The sequence below is a fragment of the Thalassospira sp. A40-3 genome (genome assembly GCF_015871485.1).
Lineage (GTDB): Bacteria > Pseudomonadota > Alphaproteobacteria > Rhodospirillales > Thalassospiraceae > Thalassospira > Thalassospira tepidiphila.
On the sequence record NZ_CP065428.1, the window covers coordinates 1,526,153 to 1,537,564 of the forward strand.

10 protein-coding genes are annotated in these 11,412 nt (G+C 55.0%); 5 read left to right on the plus strand and 5 right to left on the minus strand.

What is annotated here, in order from left to right; all coding sequences use genetic code 11:
• Positions 1-963 (plus strand): energy transducer TonB, encoded by a 963-nt coding sequence (locus IT893_RS06840; RefSeq protein WP_197147281.1) that lies wholly within the window; start codon positions 1-3, stop codon positions 961-963.
• A 53-nt stretch (positions 964-1,016) separates the two neighbouring features.
• On the opposite strand, the gene IT893_RS06845 is transcribed toward IT893_RS06840, so the two are convergent.
• The 3 genes from IT893_RS06845 to IT893_RS06855 form a co-directional block, all read right to left on the minus strand.
• The gene (locus tag IT893_RS06845) at positions 1,017-1,319 is read right to left on the minus strand and encodes a DUF2218 domain-containing protein (RefSeq protein ID WP_064790820.1); all 303 of its coding nucleotides are present in this window, start codon (positions 1,317-1,319) and stop codon (positions 1,017-1,019) included.
• 40 nt (positions 1,320-1,359) lie between these two features.
• The gene (locus IT893_RS06850; RefSeq protein ID WP_197147282.1) at positions 1,360-2,505 is read right to left on the minus strand and encodes an ABC transporter substrate-binding protein; all 1,146 of its coding nucleotides are present in this window, start codon (positions 2,503-2,505) and stop codon (positions 1,360-1,362) included.
• Between the two features lie 103 nt (positions 2,506-2,608).
• A complete protein-coding gene (locus IT893_RS06855; protein WP_197147283.1) occupies positions 2,609-4,621 on the minus strand; it encodes a TonB-dependent receptor domain-containing protein in 2,013 nt (670 codons plus the stop codon).
• A 340-nt stretch (positions 4,622-4,961) separates the two neighbouring features.
• Between IT893_RS06855 and IT893_RS06860 the strand changes: the two genes are divergently transcribed.
• Positions 4,962-5,831, plus strand: a complete 870-nt coding sequence (locus tag IT893_RS06860) for an AraC family transcriptional regulator (RefSeq protein ID WP_252724101.1) — start codon at positions 4,962-4,964, stop codon at positions 5,829-5,831.
• 48 nt (positions 5,832-5,879) lie between these two features.
• Here the strand turns inward: IT893_RS06860 and IT893_RS06865 are convergent, their stop codons facing one another.
• Positions 5,880-7,202 carry a globin-coupled sensor protein gene (locus IT893_RS06865; RefSeq protein WP_197147285.1) on the minus strand — a complete coding sequence of 441 codons (1,323 nt, stop codon included), beginning with the start codon at positions 7,200-7,202 and terminating at the stop codon, positions 5,880-5,882.
• A gap of 241 nt (positions 7,203-7,443) precedes the next feature.
• Here IT893_RS06865 and IT893_RS06870 point away from each other — a divergent pair, with 241 nt between their 5' ends.
• From IT893_RS06870 to IT893_RS06880, 3 genes are all read left to right on the plus strand, one after another.
• A complete protein-coding gene (locus tag IT893_RS06870; RefSeq protein ID WP_064782520.1) occupies positions 7,444-7,944 on the plus strand; it encodes a hypothetical protein in 501 nt (166 codons plus the stop codon).
• Between the two features lie 167 nt (positions 7,945-8,111).
• Positions 8,112-9,203 (plus strand): TRAP transporter substrate-binding protein, encoded by a 1,092-nt coding sequence (locus tag IT893_RS06875; RefSeq protein WP_197147286.1) that lies wholly within the window; start codon positions 8,112-8,114, stop codon positions 9,201-9,203.
• A gap of 524 nt (positions 9,204-9,727) precedes the next feature.
• The gene (locus IT893_RS06880; RefSeq protein ID WP_197147287.1) at positions 9,728-10,828 is read left to right on the plus strand and encodes a TRAP transporter substrate-binding protein; all 1,101 of its coding nucleotides are present in this window, start codon (positions 9,728-9,730) and stop codon (positions 10,826-10,828) included.
• A gap of 84 nt (positions 10,829-10,912) precedes the next feature.
• Here IT893_RS06880 and IT893_RS06885 read toward each other — a convergent pair whose 3' ends face one another.
• Positions 10,913-11,305, minus strand: a complete 393-nt coding sequence (locus IT893_RS06885; RefSeq protein ID WP_008892314.1) for a hypothetical protein — start codon at positions 11,303-11,305, stop codon at positions 10,913-10,915.
• Positions 11,306-11,412: the final 107 nt, after the last annotated feature.

Sequence of the window (11,412 nt, forward strand, 5' to 3'; positions counted from 1 at the left end):
ATGTCCAAACGCGTTGATCTTTTGATTGCAACCGGGCTGACCGGTCTTGTCCTGACTGGCGGGATCGTGCTTGCCATGCCCGATCCGCAGCCATCGGGTTGGGGCGGGGCAGGGGCCGTACAAAGCATCAGCATTTCGCTGGGTGCCGGGCAGGCCGAAACCGGCGAGGCCGAGACAGACACCCAAAGTGCCGACGCCGTCGACAGCATGGCCGCCGAAGTGCCCGAAGAAATCGTCGAACCGGATCCGGAACAGGAAACCCAGCCTGAACCGATCCCAGAGGAAGTGGTCGAGACGGAACCAGAGCCTGAGCCGGAAGTTCTCCCAGAACCAGAGCCGGAAGTCGTCGAGGAACAGCCAGAACCCATCCCGGAACCAGAACCGGTCATTGAACAAGTCGCCGAACCGGAGCCTGAACCTGTGCCCGAGCCGGTTGTCGAACAGCAGCTGGCAGAGGTCCTGCCGGTGCGCATGAAGCCCAAACCACCCCTAGAGCAGGCAGAGGCCCCAAAGCCGACCAAGGCGCCAGAGCCGGTCGCAAAAGCCGCCCAGCCAACGCCACAGCCCTCCGGGCTGACCAACTCTGTCAAGTCAGAGGGCACGACGGGTGAAACCACCCAAAGTCAGGCGGCCAGTTCATCGGCTGGTAGTGGTGGTGGTGCGGCAAGCCAGGCCAAGATGGTTGATTATCAGGCATCGGTTCTTCAAACACTTGCGCGTTACCGCGAATATCCCGAACGCGCCATGCGTCGACGGATCGAGGGCGAAAATCGTATTCGCCTTGTCATTGCGCGCGATGGCACGGTGCTTGAGGCCAGTATGGTCAGTTCAAGCGGATCAAGCATCCTTGATCGTGAAACCGAACGCCTGATCGAACGGGTGCGGAAATTCCCGCCATTCCCCGATGAGATGACCGAACAACAAGTCGTCTGGACCGTGCCGGTCGCCTATCAGCTTCACTAGAATGACAAACGCCAGCCCATGAAGGCTGGCGTTTTCGTTTGCGTAAGGCGCGTTTAGGCATCAGGCGTTTCGCCGTCCTCCCAGTGATAATCAAGTGGTGCCTCGCGCCAGGCGAATTTGTCGAGATGGACGATAATCACACCCTTCATGCTCTCGATACCCTCGGGCTTGTGTGACTGCCCGTCAAAGGTCAGTCGGTCCTCATGGGCGGTAATGACGCACGGCCCCATGGGAAATGCCACATTGCCGGTGGTTTCGCCCAGATCGACTTCGACCTTGTGGGCGAAATGCTTGCACAGCTGGACAAGATACTTGGCGGCCTTATCGGTTTTGACCGATCCCTTTGTGGTAAACATCTGGCGATCTCTCTGTTTGTGTTTGCGGGGCTGGGTCGGTTTATGGCGACGGCGCGTCGTTCAGGCCGATCCAGTACACGCCATTCAGATCAACCGCCTGAAAGTGCTCGAAAAATGTTGCCAGTTCGGCGTCGGGATCAAGGTCGGCATAGATGTCGGGATGGAGCCACTTTGCCATCGCCTGCAGGGCAAACACATTGATCGGATTGTTATAAATGTGATGCCAGACGGAATAGACCTTCCTGTTTTTGACAGCACTCAGAAGCGGCAGGCCGGTCCGTTCCATACTGCGTGCCAAGGACGCACGTGCCTGATCGGCATTTGTCTTTGCACCCAGAACAATGCGCCGCGCATTTGTTTCCGCATCCAGCCCGGACGATCCGATGGCCGTGGTGATATAGACGTCCGGGTCGGTGAAGATCACCTGTTCGACCGATATCTGGCTGATTACGCCGGGAACGGTATCGGCAAAGATGTTTTTACCACCAGCCAGGGTAACGAACTTGCCGATCATCTCGTTGCCCATGGCTTCGCAGCAGTTCTCGGCAAGGCCGACACGGCTTTCAAGGAAGACACTGGGTTTTTCGGTTGTCTCTGTGGCGCGTGAGGTCACCTTTCGAAGGTTCTCCTCATAGAATTTCACAAAGGCTTCTGCCTGTTCTTCCTTGCCCATCAGCTTGCCGAGAAGACGGATGCTTTTGGGGGTGTTTTCAAACGGCTTGGCCCGAAAATCGATCATCGCCACCGGGATATCTGCCGCCCCCATGACTGACAGAACTTCGTGGCTGGTGGAACCGGGCCCATGGCCGCCCGACATGCCGAAAATTGCCACGTCGGGTTCGACTGTCACGGCCTTTTCAACAGAAAACGTTTCTTCGTTCTGACGACCAACCAGCGGAATATCATCAATCTCGGGAAATTTTTCGCGATATTGCGCAAAGGATGCCGGATCAAGCGATTTGAAGTCGCCCATCATTCCGGCAATCCAGCGCACCGGATTTTCCGGATCGAGAATACCGATGGACGGCAGGAAACGCCCTTCGCCAAGGATCATGTGTTTGACCGGCACCTCGACGGTGACTTCACGTCCGGCAATATCAGTTAGTGTGACCGTTTCACCAGCGGACGCGTTTGCACTCCAGATCAGTGTCGCCGCAGCAAGGGCAAGAAGATTGCGAATTTTCATGTCAGGTTATCCTGAAGGTTTGTCTTTTCGTGCATTTCAAACGCCAAAACGGGCAGCACCTGATGTGCTACCCATTTCGGTTTGAAGTGTGTTTCTTCGCGTCCTAGAAATCGACCTTCGCCGAAATCAGGAAAGTGCGTCCGGGTTCGTGGAACGGCTCGCTAATGCGCGTGCTGTCATAACCGGTTGTTGCGCGGTCGATGTAATCGCGATCAAGGATGTTCAGCGCGTCCACACGCAGGGTAACTGCATCGTTCAACACTCCGGGGACCCATTCGGCATAGAGATTGGCAACGAAGTAGCTATCGAGTTTTTCGTTGCCACGTTCTTCGGGGCTGTCATCGGCAAGGGCGAATTCCGCATTGCCGCCAACGCGCAGCCCATAGCTATCAAAGCTGTGACCGGCATCGAAGTTGAACATGTCACCCATGATGACGCCCTGATAGGAGGCCTCGGTGCTCAGCGGGACGCCGCCGTCGGTTTTGACGTTGGTGTGTGAGTAGGTCAGGCGCGCAAACCCCGGACCATAGGAATACATGGCAGACAGATTGACACCACGGGTATCGAGATCGACGGTCGAGTTACGCGTTGCACTGGACAGATCGTGGGATTCATCGATCAGGTTGTAGAAAAGGTTTCCATCCAGCGTCCAGTCATCAAGCGCAAGGCGCGAACCGACCTTTGCGTTATAGGACCGCGAAGGGGCAAAACCGTCATAATTCCAGTTGCCACTGAATTCATAAATTGCCGATTCACCAAGCGGGAGGCCACCAAACGTCGTCCCGGCACCACCATAGACCATCAGCTGTTCGGTCAGATCATATTCGGTGTTGGCATTGCCGCTTAGTCCGAATTCGGAAAAGTCTTCACCGGTCAGGCCTTCGAACCATTGCTGATCGGCACGGCCGCCGAACGACACGCGCCACTGATCGGTCAGGGACAGGCGAGCTTGCGAGAATGCGCCAATATCGGTCGAGGTTTCCGAATAGCTACCGTTGCGCGGGGATCGGTTGTGATATCCGGTTGCCTCATCGCGATAGAAATCAATCCCGGCGGTGATGACACCGTTATCGACTTCAAAATTGTTGGCGACCTTGCCGTTGATGGACTGGATATCGGATTTGACGTGATAGAAGTTCGCACCACCCTGAAGGGCCGGAATGTTCAGAACCGTGCGGCTGTATGCCAGACTGAATTCCGGATCGAACTGGCCAGACGGCATTTCATCGACATAGCTCACCCCAACCGACGTATCGCGATAGGACAGCCATTGTGGCGCTGCGCCGTTGGCCAGAACCGCATAGTTCGGGCGGGACGGGCGGACACCTTCATCTTCAAGATGGCTGGCAAACGCTTCGAAACGGCCACCGTCATTGCCGGTAAAGGCAAACTTGCCCAGTCCGCTTTCGCTGCCATCGGCGGTGCCAATCGCCTCATCACCGTCGCCGTCTTTGTAATTGCCCTGATTGCTGTTTTTCAGATACGCCAGCGCTTCAAACCCGTCTGACTGTCCGGCAACGGTCAGCCATTCGGCAAAGCCCTTGGTGTTTGAGTTGTACTGCAACTTGCCCCAGCCACCGAACGTGTCACCGGCTTCAAGAACGTCCCGGGCATCACGGGTTTCATAAGACATCGATCCGCCCAAGGCATGTGGCCCGGCATCCGCCGGGGCGACACCGGATTCAACATTAACCGATTTCAGCATCGCCGGATCAATGATCGCTGTTCCGATATGGTGGAAGCTTGAATCTACCTGACGGGCGCCATCAACCTGAACGTTGAGCTTGGTATTCTCGATACCCTGCACATAGACCTTCTGAACGATGGCGGTCGGCCCGCCGACTTTAACCGACGCGTCCGATGAAAAGACATCCTTCATGGTCTGCGGGTTTTTGCGATCCAATTCTTCCTGGCCAATCGAAACGCCACCCGGAAGGCCCTGTGCCGATTTGGCCGATGCGGTGACTTCGAGGGGCTTGGTCACGGTTTCATCGTTGTTGGCCTGTTGGGCAAAGGTGATTGATGGCAAAACCGCAAGCGAAAAACCGGCAAGAACGGTTGTGCGCAAAAGGGCGCTGATCCGGGGCGACGAGGTTGGCGAGGGTGACTGTGGCATGTTCATTTCCTGAGAAATATAATTGCAAATGCGAATGATTGTGAATATTATTTTCGCAGGCGGGGATGCAACAGGAATGATGTTTGCCAAATCGCCGGACATGTTTGCGAAATCGTCAGCATGTCTTTGCAAAGGCCGTTCGGCGCCGATTGCATGTTCAAAGATGCTTTGTGACTTCAAAATGATGCAGGAGAGGTTTGTGGGGGTAACAGCACACCGGCAAATAACGCGGCGTGACTCTATTACCAGGAGCCATCTGGAAAAACGCGGCACCCTTATCCAGGAAACAGGCGAGCTCGGCAACGCCTTGGCAAGTCGCGGCGCGTTGATGAGCGGGCGCATGTCATTTAGCGATACGCAGTCGTTTCTTGATATTCACACATCTGACACGATGGAGATGAAGGATGCCATCGCCGACTATCATGTCGGGGCGGCGGTAAAGGTCGCCATTATGCTGAAGGGACGGCTGCAGGCCGAGTTTGACGGCGTGCCGGTTGACCTTGATGCGCGGGATCACCCGGTCGGCTTTATCTGGGCGGTGCCGCAGCCCTCGAAGGTCAGGCGTTATATCCACAAAGGCAGCGAAATCAGCAAGGTGATGATTTCGGCACAGTTTGACTGGGTCTTGCGCCAGCTTGGCAAGTCACCGGCCCGCTATCGTGAAATCGCCGATTTTTTCAATGCTGGCATTTCTGTGCGCAGCTGGCGGCCGTCACGCCGGGTACTCGCACTTGCTGATCAGTTGATCTATCCGCATGCAACGGATCCGCTTATGCGCGAGCTGTATGAAGAAAGCCGCGGGTTGGAGATTTTTGCCGAGGCACTATCCGCCATTCAGAACGGTAAGGACCAAACGGCAACGCTTGGCAAAAATTCCGGCCCGGATGCGCTAGATCGCCATCATCGTGCACAGGAAATCCGTGATTTCATTCTGGCCAGTGACCCGGAACAGCAAACCCTTCCGACCATTGCAGCCGCCATCGGGATCAGTGTCACCAGCATGCAGCGCATCTTCAAGGATGCCTATGGCATGACGGTAAAGGATTTCATCCGTGAAAGCCGCCTCGTCGCGGCCCGCGATGCCATGGAAAAGGACGGCCTGACGATTGCACAGGCCGCCTGGGCAGCGGGTTATAAAAGCCCGGCCAATTTCGCAACCGCCTTCAAGCGCGTCTTTGGTATCACACCGTCCGAGGCACGCGACCGCTAGCAACGGGCTTAAGCAGCACGGCCTCGGGGGTGAAGGCGGTGTTTGATCCTATGACGTCAGCTTCGTGATGAAGGCATCAACATCGGACCGCAGTTTTTCGGAATTCTGCTTAAGCATGCGTGAGACGTCCGAGACGTTTTGCGCCACCGTGCTGGTGCGTTGTGCGGTGCCATTGACGGTTTCCAGGCTGCCGTTCACATCGCGATTGGCCGAAGACACCGCGTTGATATTGCCACTGATTTCCGTGGTGGCGGCGGCCTGTTGTTCGACGGCTGCTGAGATGGCGGTAACGGAATCAACGATGTTGCTGATCTGGCCGGCGACCCCGTGAATTGCATTCACCGCGGCAACCGTGCTTTGCTGCACATTGTTGATCTGGGCGGTAATGTCACCGGTGGCCTTTGCGGTCTGATTGGCAAGGTTTTTGACCTCGCTTGCGACCACGGCAAAGCCTTTGCCCGCTTCGCCGGCACGGGCCGCCTCGATCGTGGCGTTCAGGGCCAGAAGGTTGGTTTGGCTCGCGATCTTGTCAATCAGGTCAACCACAGTGCCGATTTGCTCGGCGGCGGCATTGAGGGTTTCGATCGTGTCTGATGTTTGTTGTACAGACACTTCCACTTCGTTGGAAATTGTCGAGGCCCGCGAAACCTGGCTCGAGATTTCGCGAATGGAACTATCAAGTTCTTCCGCCGCACCGGCAACGGTGGTGGCATTATCGGCAGACAGTTCAGCAGCGCCACGGGCCTTTTCAACTTCGCCCTGGGTTTCTTGCATGCTGGCCAACAGGGTTTCAGATGCCTGTGACATGTCTTCGGCCGAGCTTGAAACAGCGGAAACAACCGTTCCGATGGTTTTTTCAAACTCGTCGGACATTTGCTGAAGTTTGTCGGCATAGGTCTTTTGCGTTTCTTCGTAATAGACCGTAATCGCCATTTCGACATCGATCAGCAGCGCATTGGTCGAGCCGATGATCATCAACGGCAGTTGTGAATCACGATTGAAATTTTTGCACAGCACGGCGGTGATTTCGCCAAGCATGAAGTTATAGGCCGAAACATATGCCTCGGGCGTCAGGCCAATGCGTTCGTGAGCCTTACCGATGCGGCGCACGTCGTCGTAAAAGGATTGATCGAATGCGCCGTCAAAAAGTTTGGCCCAGTGTTTGGCCTGGGCATTCTTCAGGCGATCAATGTTTGACGGATCACCGACAATTTTTGCCAGAGCCGCGTTATTCATCACCTTATGGTAAAACTGATCAAGCATGCCCGGCAGGTTTTTTTCAATCACGGGCCATGCGCGTTTGAGCTGTTTTATTTTAGGTTCGTCCAGTCCGATGAAGTCGAGACGGCTTTTAAGTTCAGGATGTACCACGTTTGATCCCCCGAGAAACAACAAGCAATGTGAACACTTAAAAGATGCTGTTTCTTTAAGTTGGACCTTGGTGGTCTAGTTTAACTATCCAAAAGGTTAGCATGATGCAATTTTATGTAATTAAAATACTGTTTCCATGTGTTAAATTGCGCGGATAAAGAGAAAAAACAGAAAAGATTTCTCATTTCCCGATCTGCTGCGTCATAGGGGTCCTTATACCATTGGTCGAATGGAGGCTCCTATGCCAATCAATGCCACGCAGCTTCGCACCCTTGTCGTCAAACCGGTTCTGGCGGCTCTTGGATTGCCTGCATCAGACGTCGCGGAAAACCTGATCATGGGTACAGCCGCCCATGAAAGTCATTTGGGAGATTATATTGAACAGGTCGGAGGTGGTCCGGCGCTGGGAATTTTCCAGATGGAACCGGCAACCCTGCATGATTGTTATGAAAACTATCTTGATTACCGGGCGGACCTCAAGGCCAAGGTGGACGGGTTTCTTGCCCCGCAACCAGCACAAGCAGACGGCACGCCCGACAAGGATGCACAACTGGCGACCAATCTGGCCTATGCCACGGCGCTTTGTCGCATTCGCTACTACCGGGCACCAGCCGCGATGCCGACCGATCCCAACGACGTCAACGGGCTGGCAGCCTATTGGAAGCAATATTACAACACGCCGCTTGGGGCGGGCACGGTTGAACAGTTCGTCGCCGATTACAATCGCTACCTTGGGTCGTAAGACACTGTTGGCGGACTGAAGGCCAGCATTCCGTAGCGGCAAGAAAAAATATTTCCTGATTTCGGCAAAAATAGTGGAAAAGGACAGTCGTTTTCGACAAAATTCCCCTCCGCAAGTTGGTGGTTGCGCAAAAAACCACCAAAACACAAGAATTTAAGGGGATCGGAATGAAACGTCGTCAGTTTCTAAAAGGGGCCGGACTGGGCGCGGGTGCGCTTGCTGCCTCGGTTGCAGCACCGGCTGTTGTATCCGCACAGGAAACGCTGAATTGGCGCATGGTAATGCCATGGCCAAAAGGAACCCCGGGACTTGGCACCAATGCCGAAAAGTTCGCCGCCATGGTCAAGGAGATGTCGGCTGGTCGCCTGAACATCACCATCTATGGTGCGGGTGAACTGGTGCCGCCGTTCGAATGCATGGATGCGGTCGAGCAGGGTGTCGCCGAAATGGCGCACGGTACCCCGTATTACTGGCAGGGCAAAAACCCGGCCCTTAACTTCTTCTCGACCATCCCGTTCGGTCTGACTGCGTGGGAGCTTTCAAGCTGGATCCGCTTTGGCGATGGTCAGAAGCTTTGGGAAGAAGCTTACGAAGAATTCAACGTTGTGCCGTTCTATGCCGGTAACTCTGGCATGCAGGCCGGTGGCTGGTTCAACAAGGAAATCAATTCGCTTGATGACCTTCAGGGCCTTAAAATGCGCTATGCCGGTCTTGGTGGCGAAGCCATGCGCCGTGCCGGTGCCAACGCGACCATGATCCCGCCGGGTGAAATCCTGCCGGCGATGCAGTCGGGCGCAATTGACGCGGCCGAATGGGTTGGCCCGTGGAACGATATGGCGTTTGGTTTGTATCAGGTTGCCAAATACTACTACACCCCGGCCTTCCACGAACCTGGCCCGGGTCTTGAGATCTTTGTTGGCAAGGACAAGTTTAACGCGCTGACACCGGATCTGCAGGCGATCATTCGCTTTGCCGCACAGGCGATTGCCGAAAACACGTTTGCCGACTTCACCTTTAACAACATCCAGTCCTATCAGCCGCTGATCGACAAGGGTGTCGAGGTACGTCAGTTCCCCGACGAAGTCATCATGGCGCTGGCCGAACATTCCAAGGCCGCTGTTGATGAAATTGCTGGCCAGAACGACCTCGCTGGCCGAATTGCTGCAAGCTACCTTGACCTGGTTAAGAAAGCTGCACGTTACGGCAAGGAATTCGAGGCAACCGGTCTGATGCACCGTGCAAAGGTCTGGGGCTACTAAGACCGGGCTAGAGCACGTCGCGTTTAATCTGCACCATTTTGCCGGAGACAGTCTTCTGTCGCACTAGGAAAGATCCGCAAAGCGTAGCGGGGCTACGGTCAAGGATCCTGACGCAGTGGGGCGGAAGGCTGTCCCGGCCCGAAGGGTTTGATTTTGGCGACGTTTCGCGGCGTTACATCGTTTGACCGATGCGCCGCATCGCTCTGCACGCTGTGCCTTGCCAAACAGTTCGCCAAAAACAAACAAAATGATACAGATTAAACGCGACGTGCTCTAATATCTTTATCGGACCTTCGGTTCGATCCCCGATCAGGGACTGCCATTCTGGCAGTCCCTTTTTGTTTGGCTCTATGGTTGAAAATTTATCGACGAAATGTCGATGTCATGCGCTCAGTGCGATGCTGCATCCCGCAATCGTTAATTGTTGCTTGCGCCAAAAACCGTAACTTTGGACCCAAACAAGGTTACGAAATTATCTTCGTGAACTTTTTACGCAAAATTTTACCAATATTGGGAGCCCCACAATGAAACGTCGCGCGTTTCTGGGCGGTGCAGGCGTTGCCGCAGGCGCATTTGCCGCTACTGCCGCTGCACCATCAATCGTCAAAGCAAATGAAACCATCAACTGGCGCATGGTCATGCCCTGGCCGAAAGGAACACCAGGTCTTGGCGCGAACGGCGAACTGTTTGCCGAACGTGTCAACAAGATGTCGGGCGGTCGCCTGAACATCACCGTTTACGGTGCGGGTGAACTGGTCCCGGCGCTGGAATGCATGGATGCGGTCGAACAGGGTGTTGCTGATCTTGCGCACTCCACCCCGTATTACTGGTTTGGCAAGGACCCGGCTGTTTCATTCTTTACCACCATTCCGTTCGGTTTGATGGGCTGGGAGCTTTCCGGCTGGCTGCGCTTTGGCGGTGGTCAGGCGCTGTGGGACGAGCTTTATGCCCAGTTCAACGTCAAACCGTTCCTGGCCGGTAACACGGGCCTTCAGGCAGGCGGCTGGTTCAACAAGGAAATCAACTCGGTTGACGATCTTAAGGGTCTTAAGGTCCGTTATGCCGGTATCGGTGGCGAAGCCATGCGCCGTCTGGGTGCGACCCCGTCGCTTCTGCCGGCCGCCGACATCCTGCCTAGCTTGCAGTCGGGTGCGATTGACGCAGCCGAGTGGGTTGGTCCGTGGAACGATTATGCCTTTGGCCTCGCATCGGTTGCCAAATACTACTACACCCCGGCATTCGCCGAACCGGGTTCGGGCATCGAAGTCTTTATCAACAAGGACAAGTTCGCTGAACTGCCCGAAGACCTTCAGGAAATCGTCGCGGTTGCCGCACAGGCCAATGCCGAACAGACCCTGTCGGACTTTGCGTTCAACAATATTCAGTCCTATCAGGCGATCCTTGAAAAAGGCACCGAGATCCGTCACTTCAATGACGATCTGATCAATGCCTTTGCCAAGGCCTCCAAAGAGGCGCTTGAAGAAATTGCTGCGAAGAACGAACTCACCGGTCGCATTTATGCGTCCGTGATGGATTTCGCCAAGAAAGCCGCCCCATACGGCAAGGAATTCGAGGCAACCGCGCTGAACCAGCGCGCCAATGTTTTTGCCAACGGCACTTACTAAGCGCCAAGGCAACTTAAATGAAAAAGGCAGGCACCTTCGGGTGTCGGCCTTTTTTGTTGTCGGGTCTTCGCTGCTACAAATGGCTTAGTGCACGGTCGGCGCTTTTGGTGCTGCGGGCAAATCGAACGTGAACCTGTCCTGATCCTTGAGCTCCTCATTGGCGGCCCGTTTGACCAGTTCGGCGGCGAGGACCAGCGACGTTTCAATCGCCCATTTAAGCTGTTCGACCGCGCCCTCGTTTCCGGCATTCAGTGCCTCTGGCAGGATGCGTTCCTGAAGGAACTTGGCGACACCTGCAAAGGCGCGTGCTGCACTTTCGCAATTGTTGCGTTCGACCATGAAGCGACCGCTTTGTTCAATCGCATCGGCAATCCCGGCCAGATGGCCCATCATGATGCGAATTTCGGCGTCATCTGTTTCGGTCTTTTTTGCGACGAACCGCAGGATACCGGCGTAAAAGCCATAATCAGAAGCCATCTGAACCACGCTTTCCTTGATCTTTGGTCTCAAATCGATTTGCGCCGTTTTAGACAATTCACCCGCCGTGGTATAGTCCCCGATAACAGATAATTGTGACCGCCTGA